The sequence below is a fragment of the Streptomyces sp. MnatMP-M17 genome, from assembly GCF_900091995.1.
Taxonomy (GTDB): Bacteria; Actinomycetota; Actinomycetes; order Streptomycetales; family Streptomycetaceae; genus Streptomyces.
Map to the genome: position 1 here is coordinate 1 of NZ_FMDK01000462.1, position 14,882 is coordinate 14,882.

General features: G+C 67.9%; 10 protein-coding genes and 1 pseudogene. 8 read left to right on the forward strand and 3 right to left on the reverse strand.

What is annotated here, in order from left to right; translation table 11 throughout:
- Both GA0115259_RS20720 and pglX read left to right on the forward strand, forming a co-directional pair.
- A pseudogene (locus tag GA0115259_RS20720) lies at positions 1-590 on the forward strand (BREX system serine/threonine kinase PglW); the annotation flags it as partial.
- Positions 587-4,195: a BREX-2 system adenine-specific DNA-methyltransferase PglX gene (gene pglX / locus GA0115259_RS20725; RefSeq protein WP_093599296.1), complete on the forward strand. Its 3,609-nt coding sequence runs from the start codon at positions 587-589 to the stop codon at positions 4,193-4,195. The pseudogene GA0115259_RS20720 and the gene pglX, both read left to right, overlap by 4 nt.
- Here pglX and GA0115259_RS20730 read toward each other — a convergent pair.
- Complete coding sequence (locus tag GA0115259_RS20730; RefSeq protein ID WP_370748287.1) at positions 4,122-4,706, reverse strand: ATP-binding protein; 585 nt, start codon at positions 4,704-4,706, stop codon at positions 4,122-4,124. The genes pglX and GA0115259_RS20730 overlap by 74 nt on opposite strands.
- A gap of 205 nt (positions 4,707-4,911) precedes the next feature.
- Here GA0115259_RS20730 and GA0115259_RS20735 point away from each other — a divergent pair, with 205 nt between their 5' ends.
- The 3 genes from GA0115259_RS20735 to GA0115259_RS20745 all read left to right on the forward strand — a co-directional run bounded on the left by GA0115259_RS20735 (position 4,912) and on the right by GA0115259_RS20745 (position 7,112).
- Positions 4,912-5,742 carry a helix-turn-helix domain-containing protein gene (locus GA0115259_RS20735; protein WP_093599301.1) on the forward strand — a complete coding sequence of 277 codons (831 nt, stop codon included), beginning with the start codon at positions 4,912-4,914 and terminating at the stop codon, positions 5,740-5,742.
- Positions 5,739-5,942: a DUF397 domain-containing protein gene (locus GA0115259_RS20740; protein WP_093599304.1), complete on the forward strand. Its 204-nt coding sequence runs from the start codon at positions 5,739-5,741 to the stop codon at positions 5,940-5,942. Before GA0115259_RS20735 ends, GA0115259_RS20740 begins: the two co-directional genes overlap by 4 nt.
- Positions 5,943-6,251: 309 nt before the next feature.
- On the forward strand, positions 6,252-7,112 hold the full coding sequence (locus tag GA0115259_RS20745) for a hypothetical protein (protein WP_093599307.1): 861 nt from the start codon (positions 6,252-6,254) through the stop codon (positions 7,110-7,112).
- A 54-nt stretch (positions 7,113-7,166) separates the two neighbouring features.
- On the opposite strand, the gene GA0115259_RS20750 is transcribed toward GA0115259_RS20745, so the two are convergent.
- Both GA0115259_RS20750 and GA0115259_RS20755 read right to left on the reverse strand, forming a co-directional pair.
- Complete coding sequence (locus GA0115259_RS20750) at positions 7,167-7,805, reverse strand: DUF6879 family protein (RefSeq protein WP_093599310.1); 639 nt, start codon at positions 7,803-7,805, stop codon at positions 7,167-7,169.
- Positions 7,798-8,067 carry a hypothetical protein gene (locus tag GA0115259_RS20755; protein ID WP_093599313.1) on the reverse strand — a complete coding sequence of 90 codons (270 nt, stop codon included), beginning with the start codon at positions 8,065-8,067 and terminating at the stop codon, positions 7,798-7,800. Before GA0115259_RS20755 ends, GA0115259_RS20750 begins: the two co-directional genes overlap by 8 nt.
- Before the next feature lie 228 nt (positions 8,068-8,295).
- Between GA0115259_RS20755 and GA0115259_RS20760 the strand changes: the two genes are divergently transcribed.
- The 3 genes from GA0115259_RS20760 to GA0115259_RS20770 all read left to right on the forward strand — a co-directional run.
- Complete coding sequence (locus tag GA0115259_RS20760) at positions 8,296-8,706, forward strand: hypothetical protein (protein WP_093599316.1); 411 nt, start codon at positions 8,296-8,298, stop codon at positions 8,704-8,706.
- Positions 8,703-10,838, forward strand: a complete 2,136-nt coding sequence (locus tag GA0115259_RS20765) for a tetratricopeptide repeat protein (protein WP_093599319.1) — start codon at positions 8,703-8,705, stop codon at positions 10,836-10,838. The genes GA0115259_RS20760 and GA0115259_RS20765 overlap by 4 nt, the downstream gene beginning before the upstream one ends.
- A gap of 377 nt (positions 10,839-11,215) precedes the next feature.
- Positions 11,216-14,882 (forward strand): BREX-2 system ATPase PglY (locus GA0115259_RS20770; protein WP_093599322.1); only part of this gene is annotated, 3,667 nt, incomplete at its 3' end.

The following is a 14,882-nucleotide window of genomic DNA, read 5'->3' on the forward strand; positions in this document are numbered from 1 at the left end:
CGGCCCGCCGGGACGGGTACCGGGTGCTGACCGTACGGCAGCAGCTGGTGCGGGACGCGGTGCGGGAGCTGGGTGCCGGGCGGTTGGGCACGGATGCGCTGTCGGTGACGGAGCTGTTCCTGGAGGCCCTCCACGCGCAGGTCACGCCGAGCACCAAGCCCACTTGGGAGACCCTGCTCAAGGCGGACGCCGCCGAGCCGGGTTCGAAGGGCGCGGTGCGCTTCGCGGAGTACGCGCGGACGGCGTGGGGCGCGGTGGAGCCCCGGATCGCGGAACTGCTGGGCAACGGTGGCGGTGGTGGCGGGGCCGGGCCTGTTCTGCTGACGGAGGCCGGGGTGTTCGCGCGGTACGACGCGATGGGCGTCCTGGACCGGCTGGCGTCGGCGGCCCGGCGGGGCGGGCGGGGCCTGTGGCTCCTGGTCCCGCAGAGCGACCCCTCGCGCGAGCCCCGGCTCGGGCAGGTGGCCGTGCCGTACCAGGCCGGTCTGGGGGAGTGGATTCAGCTTCCGGACACGTGGGTGGGCAACGCCCATCGCGGGTCCGGTGAGGGTGTGGCTAGTGCCAGTGGTGTCGAGGGAGACGTCAAGTGATCGACCGCAAGGCTCTGTTGAACGACCTGAAGCAGCAGGTCAAGGCGGTCGAGAACGACCTCGGGCACCAGGTGAAGGCGCTGGGGGATGTCAGTGCGCGGCTGAGGGCCGAGTACGACCAGGCCCGCAAGCTCGGACGTACGGCGGCGACGTGGACCTCGTGGCTGGACGAGCGGGTCACTCAGGTCGCGGTGGCGTGGGTGCTGGGGTCTGTGTTCGTGCGGTTCTGTGAGGACAACCGGCTGATTCCGGAGCCGTATCTGACAGGGTCGGACGGTGACCGGCGGGAGTTGGCGGAGTCTCGGTACGACGCGTATGTGGAGTCGGACGAGGATCCGACGTACCGGGGGTGGCTGGAGAAGGCGTTCGAGGAGCTGGGGCAGGGGCAGGCGGGTCGGCTGCTTTTCGACAAGCGACACAACCCGCTGTACCAGGTTCCGCTTTCGCATGACGGAGCGCGGGAGCTGGTCGAGTTCTGGCGAGGGAGGGACGAGGGGGGTGTTCTCGTCCACGACTTCACCGATCCGCTGAATGCGGACGGCACGGAAGGGTGGGACACGCGGTTCCTCGGTGACCTGTACCAGGACCTGAGCGAGGCCGCGCGGAAGACGTACGCGCTGCTCCAGACGCCGGAGTTCGTGGAGGAGTTCATCCTCGACCGGACGATGAATCCGGCGGTGCGGGAGTTCGGGTACGAGGAACTGAAGATGATCGACCCTACGTGTGGGTCGGGGCACTTTGTGTTGGGGGCGTTTCGGCGGCTGGTGCGGCTGTGGGGGGAGGGGCAGCCGGGGAAGGACGTGCACGAGCGGGTGCGGGCTGCGTTGGATTCAGTGCACGGGGTGGACATCAATCCGTTCGCGGTGGCTATTGCGCGGTTCCGTTTGCTGGTTGCGGGAATGGCGGCCGGTGGCGTGCGCACGCTGGGGGAGGCGGCGAGATACGAGTGGCCGGTTCATCTGGCGGTGGGGGACTCGCTTATCAAGGCTCGGCAGTTGGGGTTGTTCGAGGGGCTTGGGGGCGAGGACGAGCTGGCGGAGTTCGCGTACTCGACTGAGGACGTTCACGAGCACCCTGGGATCTTGCAGCAGGGCCGGTACCACGTGGTGGTCGGTAACCCGCCGTACATCACGGTGAAGGACAAGACCCTCAACTCGCTATACCGGGAGCTGTATGACTCCTGCGCGGGCAAGTATGCATTGTCGGTGCCGTTCGCTGAGCGGTTCTTCGAGCTGGCCAAGTGGGGTGACGCCGAGGGTAGCGGGTACGGCTTGGTCGGCCAGATCACCGCGAACTCCTTCATGAAGCGTGAGTTTGGCACCAAGCTCATCGAGAACTACTTCGCCCATGAGGTCGAGCTGACCGAGGTCATCGACACCTCTGGTGCGTACATCCCGGGGCATGGCACACCGACGGTCATCCTGGTTGGAAAGCGCCGCGCTGGAAAGGGGCGATCGACTGAGATTCGCACCGTCCGAAGCGTGCAGGGGGAGCCGTCGGCGCTGGAGAATGCGGAGAAGGGCCTGGTCTGGCAGTCGATTGCCGAGCAGATCGACAAGCCGGGTTCGGTTAGCCAGTGGGTGTCCGTAGATGATTTGGAGCGCGCTCGGCACTTCGGCCGGCAGCCGTGGATCTTGGCCGCTGGTGGTCTTGAGATCAACGAAGCGATTGAAGAGCAGAGTGAAGTACGTCTGTCAGCTCTGCTCTCACGCGAAATTGGCTTCGCTAGCTTTTCTGGGGTAGATGATGCCTTTTACCTGCCGGCTGACTGGCATCGCCGCTTCGGCACACCGGAAAGCCTGACTCGCCCTATGGTCGTCGGCGAGGACATCCGTGACTGGGGTGCTAATCCTGCCGCAGTCGCCCTCGTTCCCTACACTCCTACCGGAGGTCTTGTCGCCCTCAATGTGAAAGCTCGATGGGGTCGTCACTTGTGGGTTTACAAGCAAGTCATGGGTCGCCTTACCGACTTTTCGGGCAAGAGTCGTTTTGAGGCGAATATCCCCTGGTGGTCCTGGTATCGATGGGTCGCGGAACGTTATAAGACTCCTGAAATGATTGCGTTCAGTCATGTGGCCACGCACATGCACGCAAACTTCGATGGGTCGGGCATGACGTACAATCAGCATGCGCCGGTGATCAAGTTGCGGGAGGGGGCGAGTGAAGAGGAGTACCTGCGGCTGCTTGGGTTGCTCAACAGCTCTACGGCTGGGTTCTGGCTCAAGCAGGTGAGCCAGGGCAAGGGTGGCAGCGGCCTTGGGCGCGGAATTCAGAGCGAAGCGTGGGAAGAACGCTATGAGTTCACTGGCACCAACCTTGAAGACTTCCCCATTCCTGCCTCTTATCCCACCGCCCTTGCTACTGCCCTTGACGCCCTCGCCCAGCAACTCGCCGCCACCAGCCCCGAGGCAGTGGCAGCCAAGTCCACTGCCATGGTCCTCCGCGAAGCCAAGGCTCGCTGGGAGTCCACCCGCGCCGGCATGATCGCCCTCCAAGAGGAACTCGACTGGCAGGTCTACTCCCTCTACGACCTCTACTCGGAAGACCTCCGTGTCTCCGAGGACCCTGACGACCCCAACATCCCCGCACTGGCCCTCGGTGAGCGCGCCTTCGAGATCGTCCTCGCCCGCCGCGTAGCCGCAGGCGAGGCCAGTGACGAGTGGTTCAAGCGGCACAACTCCACGCCCATCACAGAGATCCCAGCACACTGGCCCGCCCCCTACCGCGAGATCGTCCAGAAACGCATCGACGCCATTGAATCGAACCGCGCCATCGGCATGATCGAGCGCCCGGAGTACAAGCGCCGCTGGGCCACCGAGGGCTGGGACGCACTCCAGGAGAAGGCCCTGCGCTCCTGGCTGCTCGACCGCATGGAGACCCGCGATCACTGGTTCGACGAGAACGGTCAGCCCACCATCCTCACCCTGGCCCGCCTCACCGACGCACTCTCCCGTGACGAGGACTTCGTCTCCGTCGCCAAGCTGTACGCGCCACGCAAGGAACTCGCGAAGGTCGTCGCCGAGCTGATCACCGACGAGCACGTGCCGTTCCTCTCCGCCCTGCGCTACAAGCCGTCCGGTCTGAAGAAGCGCGCTGACTGGGAGGAGGTCTGGGACCTCCAGCGCAAGGAGGACGCCGCCTCGGACGAGCCTGCCAAGCGGAAGATCCGGGACTCCATCCCGGTACCGCCGAAGTACAACTCGGCCGACTTCCTCCGCCCGTCCTACTGGAGGGCGCGCGGCAAGCTCGACGTGCCCAAGGAGCGGTTCATCTCCTACGGGCAGACCAACGCCGCCACCCCCGAGCTGTACGGGTGGGCCGGCTGGGACCATCGGGAGCAGGCGCAGGCCCTCGCCACGTACTTCACCAACACCGCGCTGTCCACCGAGGAGATCACGCCGTTCCTCGCCGGCCTGCTGGAACTCCAGCCGTGGCTGACCCAGTGGCACAACGACTTCGACATGCTCTACAGCAGCTCCCCGGCGGATTTCTTCGCCGGTTACCGCCAGCAGAAGCAGGGCGAGCACGGACTCACCGACGAGGATCTCCGTAACTGGCAACCTCCGGCCGCAACCCGAGGTCGTCGCGCCGCCGTGAAGAAGTAGCCGGAAACGGCTTGGTGTTGTGCCCGTACGCCGATGCCGAGTCTGCCGGACGAGGGGCCGCCAGGTGCGTTTGCGGGCGGCCTCCGGTTCGTACGCGCAGCTCCGCCCAAACCGTTTTGCCGGGGGCGGCCGGGCGAGGCGTGACGCCCCAGTCGTCCGCGAGGGCGGCGACGAGGAGCAGGCCGCGGCCGGACTCGGATGCGGAGTCGGGGTTCGGGGGAGTGGACGGGGGCTGCTTCTCGGCGCGAGTGTCGGTCACCTCGATGCGGAAGGTGCCCTCGGCCAGGGTGAGTTGGACGTGGAAGTCCCGGCCGGGGACGTGGCCGTGGCGTACTGCGTTGGCGGTGAGTTCTGCCGTGATGAGGGTGAGTGTCTCGTTGACCGGGGTCGTGTAGGGGTGGCCCCAGTCGTTGAGGCGGTGCGAGACGAGTCGGCGGGCGAGGCGGGCACCGCGTGGTGTTGAGGTGAAGCGCATGCTGAACCCGCGTTCGGGTGCGGGGTGCTGTGGCATATGCCCGTTGGGGGGAGTTGCTGACTTCATGGGGTCAACGGTCGCGGACTGTGCGTAGCGTGACCAGGAGCGACGTGCTGACGGGCGCGGGCTGTACGCGTGGGCGGTGCGTTTGTACGTGGTGTTGGGCGTGACCGGTTCTTGGGCCGTGCGTTGGGCGGGCGAAGTCCGGTGACCGCGATGGTCGTACGGGAGGAGCTGCGGCGTGGACGACGAGGTTCAGCAGCCGGAGTACGAGGTCGGGACGGGCATTCTGTGCGTGTTCGGACGGCAGTTGAAGCTGTTCCGCGAGCGGGCGGGGATGGACCGCGCGAGGCTCGGATCACTGACCGGGTACTCGGCCTCCACGATCGCGTCGTTCGAGCAGGCGAGACGTATTCCGCCGCCGAAGTTCATCGACCAGGCGGATGAAGTGCTGCAGGCGAGTGGGGTGTTGAGCGCGAGCAAGGAGGAGGTGGCTCGGGCTCAGTATCCGGCGTTCTTCCGGGATGCGGCCAAGTTGGAGGCCGAGGCGGTTGTACTGCACGTGTACGCCACTCAGGCGGTGCCAGGACTCTTGCAGACCGAGGAGTATGCGCGGGCGGTCTTCGCCATGTGGCGCCCGCAGTTGGACGAAGAGGTCATCGAGCAGCGGTTGGCCGCCCGATTGGCACGACAGGGGATCTTCGACCGGCGGCCCGCTCCGCATCTGAGCTTTGTGGTGGAGGAAGCCGTACTTCTGCGTCCGCTCGGTGGTGCGGCGGTATGGCGGGGGCAGTTGGAGCAACTGCTGCTCATCGAGGAGAAGCGGAACGTGGAGATCCAGGTGATGCCGCTCTCCCGTCAGGAGCATGCGGGATTGGCTGGTCCGTTCACCTTGATGGAGATGAAGGATGGGCGCAGGATCACCTACGCGGAGGTGCAAGGCGACAGCCGCGTGCACACGGAGCGCCAGAGAGTCCGGGAGCTTGAACGTACGTACGGGACTCTGCGCGCGCAAGCCCACACTCCGGCAGAATCACGTGCGTTGATCGAGAAGCTGTTGGGAGAGAGATGAGCGGGGAAGAGCCCAGGCTTGGCCTGGACGGGCTGGTCTGGTTTAAGAGCAGTTACAGCGCTGGGAACGGCGGCGAATGCGTCGAGGTCGCCGCCTCCCTCGGCACGGTCCACGTCCGCGACTCAAAGGACACAACCCGCGCCGCACTCGCAGTAGAACCCACGGCGTGGACCACGTTCGTCGAGTTCGCGGCACTCTGACAGGAGTGGCACCGATGGCAGGGCCTTCCGGTGGGCATGCGCTTGCCGAGGGCCCTGCGCATGTCCGCCTCCGCAGAGCCTTCAGCAGCGCCTTGCTCCTTGCGCTCACCGGGCGTCGCGCCGGCGCAGGCTGCCACGACAGTCAACTTCCGCCCAGAGACGGCCGGTTCGCGACGGCGGGCGCCTTCCCAGGCGACGATCGACTCGTGATGGACCCAGCCCGCACGCCACCGTCACGCACATAACGGGGTCTCAACGGAGCTGAGACAGTCCGGTCCTTGGAGCGCGGAGCTACTGTAGGTTCCTGCTATGAAACCGGGCAAAGTGAACGAGAACCCCGAGTCGCGCTTCTCCGCGGTGCTGCTGGCGGCAGCAAAGCTTCCGGGTGTGCGTATCCACAGGGAGGCGTACCTCCGAAGTGCGCTGGCTCGCCACTGCTCCGAGGACGACATCCGAAGGGCGATCGAAGAGACCCCCGCAGCGGCGGGCATCGCTGTCGAGGTTCTCGACAAATTGGCCAACGACTCCATCCGCTTCGAAACCGGCAAGGTCAGCGCGCTCTCCGCGGCTGCCGGGATACCCGGCATCCTCGCCCTTCCCGTCACTGTGCCCGCCGACGTGGCCCAGTACTTCGGCCACATGGTGCGTATCGCGCAGAAGCTCGCGTACCTCTACAGCTGGCCCGATCTGTTCTCCGATGACGGCGATGACGTCGATGACGCGACCATGGGGGTGCTCACGCTGTTCTTCGGCGTGATGTTCGGCACCCAGTCGGCGAACGCCGCTGTGGGGAAGGTCGCCGGGATGATGTCGGAGCAGGTCGCCAAGAAGTTGCCCCAGAAGGCACTCACCAAGGGTGTCATCTACCCGATAGTGAAAAAGGTCGCGGCTTACCTCGGCGTACAGATGACAAAGCAGTCCTTCGCGAAGAGCGTCTCGAAGGCCATCCCTGTCGTCGGGGCCGTTGTCTCCGGCGGGCTCACTCTCGCGACCTACCTTCCGATGGCCAAGAGACTCAAGAGGCACCTCTCCAGCTTGGAGCTGACGAAACCGTCGCACCGAGTTGTGGATGGTGAAGTCGTGGAAGACCACGGGCCTTTCGCCACAGCACACGCTGAACAGCAGGGTGCGGACGCCACTGCCATCAAGCTGGAGGAACCTCAGTCCTGACACCGCAAGCGCACTCCTGAGGTTGCGGGCTCGCTCGTCATCCCGACTCGCTGATCAACGCGAACCGCCAGAGCCCGTCGTAGCACCGGACACCCGGGGCGGGGGCAGGGTGACGATCTCCCGGTCGAAGAAATCGTGGAATCCCTCACCACGCTCATAAAGCGCATCGAACCCGGCGTTCGTTTCCCGGATCAGTGAGCGGTCGGTGTAACGGTTGGCTCCGGCCGCATTCCCGTCCTCGTCATAAACGACCTCATACATGGCCACATCGCCGAGAATCACTACTTCTGGAACCGGACGGCTCCGCTCGATGTTCGAAATATCGCGAGCGTCGAGAACCCTGATGTCGTCGCCCAGGTCCACGCGTACGCGCAGAACGAACAACTCCCATTGCACATACGGCGTGACCGGGAATTCCACGACGCGAAGGCGGCGGTGCGTGACGCCCAGTCGCGACGCCTGGCGGAGTTCCTGGGCGTAGTCCTCGCGCCTCTCATCGGCCAGGGACAGTGCCCTCTCCCAGTCGCCGTCGGCGAAGGCCTCCCAGCTCGGGAAGCCGCGCTCCTTGAAGTGCTGTCCGCGCTCGAGCTTGTTGAGGAAGCCGACCCCGCCGGCGTAGACCCGGCCCAGGTCCGCGTGGTACATCGGGCGGTCCAGGCGTTCGGAGGCGCCGCCGGGGAAGGAGTCAAACACTGGGGATGTCCGGCTTCGCCGCGATGAGCATGTTCCTGGGGATGACCACGAGGCGTTCGTCCAACCCGATCGAGACCCCGTCGGGCAGGTTCCTGCCGAGTGACTGGGTGAGGTCCCGGCCGATGACGGCGATGTCGCCGTTGGCGAGTTCCCAGATGTCCGGGCAGTCAGGAGTTCCGGTTGTGTTTCCGAGCTCCTGGGGTGTTTTTCCCAGGCGCTGTTTGAAACTCGTGTCCGGATCCGCTTCCCATGGCCTGGCCATTTCCGTCGCCCCCTCGATCAGTCTGGATGCCTCACTGTAGCGTGCGACTTGCCTGCCTGACCATGTGTCAGACCCGGACTGGAGGGGTAATGGCGAGGATTGATTCCTCCTTGTCCCATGTCGCTCAGGGGTGGAATGATATTGGCCGGAAAGAAAATCATGCCAACGCCCGGCAGGCGACAATTTTCATCTGCGCTGTCGGAAAATCGGGTGAACGGAGGGGCGGCTGTGGACCCAGAAGTGACCTCGCTCGCACAGAGCGCGGGGACCACCTTGGTCGCGTTGATGGCGACCGATGCCTGGCACCGTGCGCGTGACGGGGTCACGCAGCTCTGGCGCCGGACGCAACCCGAGCGTGCCGAGACCGTCGCCGCAGAGTTGGAGGTTGGCCGCGAGGACGTGCTGGCCGCCGTGGCGGCGGACGACCGGGAGACCCTGGACGAACTACGCCTTCAGTGGCAGGAGTTGGTGCGGCGGCTGCTCGTCGCCCGGCCCGACGCCGTCGAGGCACTGCGCGGACTGCTGAACCAACTCGATCCCGGTGGCTCGACCGCCCGGCAGATCACCCAGCACGCCACCGCGTCCGGTCAGGCCCGGGTCTACCAAGCGGGACGTGACCAGCACATCGCAGAGCGATGACGGGTGGGACGGACGGCCACGCCGAGGACCAGGGGCGCGTCTACCAGTCGCGGGGCGACCAGCACATCAGCGAACACCACCACTACGGCGGTGACGGGCCGGAGCACGGCGGACCGGACTCTGTGCGACACCCGGCGGTCGGCCGGCCCCCCGTCGCGTTGCGCGACCGCAGCGAGGTGATGGAACGCCTGCGGGCGAGCGTCGAGGCGGAACGCGGCGGCCAGGTCTACGTGCTCTACGGCATGGGCGGCTCGGGCAAGACGGCGGTCGCCTGCGCCCTCTTCCAGGAGGCCACCGGAGAACAGGGCCGGGTGGGCCTGTGGGTCAACGCTTCCGACCGTGCGAGCCTGCGCGCCGGCATGCTCGCCGTCGCCGCCGACCGAGGGGCGGGCGACGGCGAACTGCTCGCCGCACGCAACGGCCTCAGGCCTGCCGCCGATCTCGTCTGGACGTATCTCGACCGTTCCGCCGAACCCTGGTTACTGGTCCTGGACAACACCGACGAGCCGGAGATCCTGCGGGATGGCAACTGGCTGCGCACCAGCCCGCGCGGCACCGTCCTGGTGACCACACGGCGAGCGGCGGCCCGGTGGTGGCCGGGCGCCGAGCTGCAGTACATCGGCGTACTGCCCCGAGAGGACGCCGCGCTCGTGCTGCGCGATCTCGCCCCGCACAGCGGTACGACGGCGCAGGCGGCGCGGGTCGCGGACCGGCTCGGGCGACTGCCCCTCGCCCTCACCCTGGCGGGCGGCTTCCTCTCCCACCAGGTCATCGACCCCTGGACGATGGACGCCTACGGAGACCAGCTCGACGGAGACGAACGGGTCCAGCTGATCGACCGGGGAGCCGACGCGCTGTCCGAAGCGGACCCCCGGCACCTGGTCGGCCTGACCTGGCAGCTGACCCTCGACGCGTTCGAAGTGCGCGGGCTGCCCGAAGCGGCGGCCCTGCTCAGACTGCTGGCCCGGTTCGCCGCCGAGCCGTTGCCGCTGACGCTGTTCAACCACGCCGACATCGGCGCCGTACTGCCTCGTGCCCGAACCGAGACAGCCCTCAGAGCCCTCCTCGACCAGTCGCTGTCCGAACTGGTCGACGCCGCCGCCACACGCTGCGTACAGAGTCACGGCATCCTGCTCGACAGCGTCTCGGCGGCGACCCCCGCGGACCTGGTGCCCGCCCTCGACACGACAGCCGTCCGGCTGCTCGACGCGGCCGTGCCCGACGTACCCGACGCGGGTCCGCACAATCCGCGACTGCGCCTGCTGGTACCGCACGCGCTGGCCCTGCTGAGGCACATCCACGGTCCGTCCGCCGCCGACGCCCTGGCCGTCGCGACGCGGCTGTCGGTCGCCCTGCACCGGACCGGTGACTACGTCTCCGCATGGGAGACCTCCCGCACCGCGGCGGACCTCGTACAGCGACTCCTCGGCGCGGACCACCGTACGGTCCTTGCCGCCCGCTCCAGGGCAGGGCGGGCACTGTTCCGGCTGGGCAGGTACGCCGAAGCCGAAGCGGCGCTTCGCGCGGTCCGGGACGTCCAGGAGCGCCTGTTCGGCGCCGACGACCCCGACACCACGGACAGCGGCTATGGACTCCAGCTCGTGCTGGCGAACCTCGGCAGACGCGAGGAATCCGTCGCGCTGCTCCGCGACACCGTCGCCGGGCGGCGCTCGGCGCTGGGCCCCACGCATCCGCTGACCCTGCGGGCCCGCGCCAGCTTGCTGGAGATGCTGCCCGCTGCCGAAGTGGTCACCGAGGAAGGCGGCACACTGCTCACACTGCCGTCGGAATGCGATCGGTCCCTCGGCCCCGACCACACCGTGACACTCGGCGCCCGGCACAACCACGCGTGGGCGCTGTACCTCCTGGGCCGCTTCGACGAGGCCGACCGTGAGATGCAGCGGGTCGCTGAGACGTATGTGCGGCGCTTCGGGTCCGAGTACCCGATCGTGCTCGCCGCCCGGCAACTCCTCTCCCGGACCCGGGCCGCGCTCGGACACGTGGAGGAGGGGATCGCGCTGATGACCGACGTCGTAGAGCGGCGGGAACGCGGTCTGGGCCCCGAACACCCCTTCACGGTCGCGAGCCGACAACTGCTGGACGCCTACCGGTCGGGGCGATGGCGGCCGTAGTGCTCACGGCGGGACGGGAGTGGCCCGCACGGCCGGTGCGCGAGGGTACAGGGCACGGGGCCGATGGGAGTACGGATGTAGGGTGCTATGCGCAGGCCGTAGGGGTGACGTTCAGTACGAGGGGGACGAAGAGTGCAGACGCCGCGAACCCGGCCGGCCTGACCCGGCCGACGCCGCGAGCGTCGTTCCCGTTCCCGTCGCCGCATGACCAGTTCCGTCCTCGCCACGGCCAGGACAGCCGGCCCGCCGCACCGGCCATCCGTACCCCTGAGCCCCGCCCCACCCCTCGGACCGGCCTCGGGCCTCGGCGGCGGACCCCGCACGACACCGAGTACGAGAAGCAGCACCGACCACCGTCAGGGAGAGCGAGACCCGCAATGGCCCAGCAGCCGCCCCTCCTCCGCGATGTCATCGACATCAAGGAGAACATCTCCACCTCGGACTTCGTGCTGTCCCTCGCCGAGGCGACGACACCCGAGGGCGCCCAGAACGCGCTCAAGGACTACGTCGTCACCGAGCGGCTGCTGGAGAACTTCGACGAGGCACTGGCGCTCATCAAGTCCTCGCTCGACGGGCACCGTTCCAAGGCGGCCTACCTGCACGGCTCGTTCGGTTCCGGTAAGTCGCACTTCATGGCCGTGCTGTCCGCGCTGCTCAGCGGCGACCCGGCCGCCCGTGCCCGTACCGAGTTCGACCCGGTGCTGACCAAGCACGAGTGGCTGACCACGGACGGCAAGAGGTTCCTGCTCGTGCCGTATCACATGCTCGGCGCGAAGGCCCTCGAACAGCGGGTGCTCGGCGGGTACGTCACGCACGTCAAGAAGCTGCACCCGGACGCGCCGACGCCGCAGGTGTACCGGACCGACTCCCTCTTCGCCGACATCCGGGCCAACCGTGCCACCTACGGTGACGAGGCGGTCATCCGTGGTCTGGGCGGCAGCGACGCGGGCGACGGCGAAACGGACGAGTGGGGCGAGGGCTTCGCCTGGACCCCGCAGCTCCTCGACACCGCTCTCGCCGCCGAGGAGAACCACGAGGGGGGCACCCCGCTCAACCTCCGGAATCCCTCGGCCCCGGCCGAGCTGCGCGCGAAGCTGGTCAACGACGCCAGCACGAACCTTTTCCCCGGCTTCGCCAAGAACGCCGCCGAGAACGAGCACGGCTTCATCTCCCTGGACGCCGGTCTGTCCGTCATCGCCGAGCACGCCAAGTCGCTCGGCTACGACGGCCTGATCCTGTTCCTGGACGAGTTGATCCTCTGGCTCGCGACCCTTATCCACGAGCAGAAGTTCGTGGCCCGCGAGGCCAGCAAGATCACGAACTTCGTGGAGGGCGGCGACGCCCGACGCGCCATCCCCGTCGTGTCGTTCATCGCCCGCCAGCGCGACCTGCGTGAACTCGTCGGCGAAGAGGTCTCCGGCGCGGCGGAGGCCTCCATCCAGGACACTCTGAACCTGGCCTCCGGCCGCTTCGACAAGATCACCCTGGAGGACCGCAACCTCCCGCAGATCGCTCACGCGCGCATCCTCAAGCCGAAGGACGCCGAGGCGGAGCGGCTCGTAGAGGCGGCCTTCGAGCAGACCAAGCGGGTCGGTACCCAGGTCTGGGACACCCTCCTCGGCTCGGAGAAGGGCACGACCGGCGCGGATGCGGAGTCGTTCCGGCTGACGTACCCGTTCTCGCCGGCGTTCATGGACACCCTCGTCCACATCTCGTCCGCGCTGCAGCGTTCCCGTACCGGTCTGAAGCTGATGGGTCAGCTTCTCGCCGACCACCGCAACGAGCTCCGGCTCGGGCAGCTCATCCCCGTCGGCGACCTCTACCCGGTGATCGCGGAGGGCGGCGACAAGCCGTTCACCGACAGCCTGAAGGTTGTCTTCGAAGCCGCCGACAAGTTGTACAAGACCAAGCTGCGGCCCTACCTCCTCAGCTCGTACGACATCACCGAGGACGACGTCGAGCAGTACGTCAACCGGCCCGAGGCCATCACCGACCCGCAGCGCGCCAACCGCTGCCGCATGTTCGTCGGCGACAACCGGCTCGTGTGCACCCTGCTGCTGTCCGCGCTCGCGCCCAGCGTGCCCTCCCTGGCCGAGCTGACCATCCGGCGGCTCGGCGCCCTCAACCACGGGTCGGTCCTCGCGCCCATCCCGGGCGCCGAGGTCGGCATCATCAAGAACAAGGTCGCCGAGTGGGCGGCCAGGTTCCCCGAGATCAAGGAGACCGGCACCGACGCCAACCCGGGCGTACGGCTTGAGCTGTCCGGCGTCGACGTCGACTCCGTCATCGCCAACGCCCAGGTCAACGACAACCCCGGCAACCGGGTCGCCCTCGCCCGGCGTCTGCTGTCCGAGGAACTGGGCGTCGAGCACGGGCAGTTGAGTGACCAGCTCGGCTTCGTGTGGCGCGGTACCTCCCGCACCGCCGAGATCGTGTTCGGCAACGTCGCCGACGAGGACGAGCTGCCGGACCACGACCTGATGCCACAGGATGACGGCCGCTGGCGTATCGCCATAGACCTCCCCTTCGACGAGGGCGAGTGGGGCCCGGTAGAGGACGTCAACCGCATCCGGCGGCTGCGCGAGCGCCAGCAGGGCGAGCGGTCCCGTATCGTCGCCTGGCTGCCCGCCCATCTGTCCGCTCAGCGCTTCGCCGACTTCCGGCGTCTCGTCGTCATCGACAAGGCCCTCGCCGACGAGCACCGCTTCGACACCCAGTACGCCGGCCACCTCAACGCCGACAACCGCAGCCGCGCCAAGGGTCTCCTCGAAACCCAGCGTGAGGCTCTGCTCAAGCAGGTCAAGGGCGCCTTCAAGCAGGCCTACGGGCTCGCCCAGAAGCATGCCGCCGACGTCGTGCCCGACTTCGACGACCACCTCGTCCCGCTGCCCGATGTCGACGGCCTCACTCTGTCCTTCGGGCAGAGCCTGCACGACGGCATCCGGCACGTCGCGGGCAAACTGCTCGCCCACCAGTACCCGGCGCACCCCGACCTCGACGCCGACGGCACCGGCACCGCCGTCAAATCCGCCGACACCCGCAAGGTGTTCACCCATGTGCGGGCCGCCGCCGAGGCACGTGACGGGCGGGTGGAGGTCCCGGCCGCCGACCGCAAGCTCATGCAGCGGATCGCCGGGCCCCTACGCCTCGGGCAGCAGAAGGAGGCGTACTTCGAGCTGTCCCGCTACTGGGCCGACCACTTCCGCCAGCTCGCCAGCGCCCAGGGGGTCACCGGGGACCTGTCCCTGATCACCCTGACCGACTGGACGGACAAACCCGACCCGCGTGGCCTGCCCGACTTCCTCGCCCGGCTCGTCGTCGCCGCCTTCGCCGAGATGGACGACCGGGTGTGGGTACGCGGCGGCACCGTACTCGACCCCGCGCCCGAACTGTCCGCGATCAAGGACCATGACGCGCTGCGCAGCCAGCCGCTGCCCGCCGAGTCCGACTGGGACACCGCACGGCAGCGCTTCGAGACGATCTTCGGGCAGAAGGCTCCTGCCCTTCGGCGCGGTCGGATGGTCAACCAATTCGCCCGCCAGATCATCGAGGCCGCCCGCGCCCACCGGGACCACGCGGCGGACCTGGTGCACCAGTTGGAGGCCCACGCCTCCTTCCTCGGACTCGACCAGACCGCCGACACCGGACGGCTCGCCCTCGCCCGCCGCTCCCTGCAACTGCTGGACGCGCTCACGGCGGAGGCGGGCAAGGGCGCGGCCGGGGCGAAGAAGACCGTGGAGGCCCTCGCCTCCTTCGACCTGGGCCAGACCAGCGCCGACCGGTACGGGACCTCCATCAAGCAGGCCCACAGCGTCGCGGAGGCCGTCGCCTCCGCGCCCTGGGGCACCCTCGAACTCGCCGCCGGACTCGGCCCCGAGGGCGCGGCACTGCTCGACTCGCTGCGCAACGTGGCCCGCGACGACCAGCGCACTGCGGACCTGCGAGACGCCCTGGCCCGCACCCAGCGCGAGGTCGTCGCACTGGTGAAGCGCAGCCAGGCCGCCGCCACCCCGCCGCCCCCTCCCGTCGCGCCGCAGCCCACGG

What these genes read in the sequence shown, in the direction of transcription:
- GA0115259_RS20765 (WP_093599319.1), top strand. Translation starts at nt 8,703, where the DNA reads ATGACGGGTGGGACGGACGGCCACGCCGAGGACCAGGGGCGCGTCTAC.
- GA0115259_RS20755 (WP_093599313.1), bottom strand. Translation starts at nt 8,067, where the DNA reads ATGGCCAGGCCATGGGAAGCGGATCCGGACACGAGTTTCAAACAGCGC.
- GA0115259_RS20740 (WP_093599304.1), top strand. Translation starts at nt 5,739, where the DNA reads ATGAGCGGGGAAGAGCCCAGGCTTGGCCTGGACGGGCTGGTCTGGTTT.
- GA0115259_RS20730 (WP_370748287.1), bottom strand. Translation starts at nt 4,706, where the DNA reads ATGCCACAGCACCCCGCACCCGAACGCGGGTTCAGCATGCGCTTCACC.
- GA0115259_RS20745 (WP_093599307.1), top strand. Translation starts at nt 6,252, where the DNA reads ATGAAACCGGGCAAAGTGAACGAGAACCCCGAGTCGCGCTTCTCCGCG.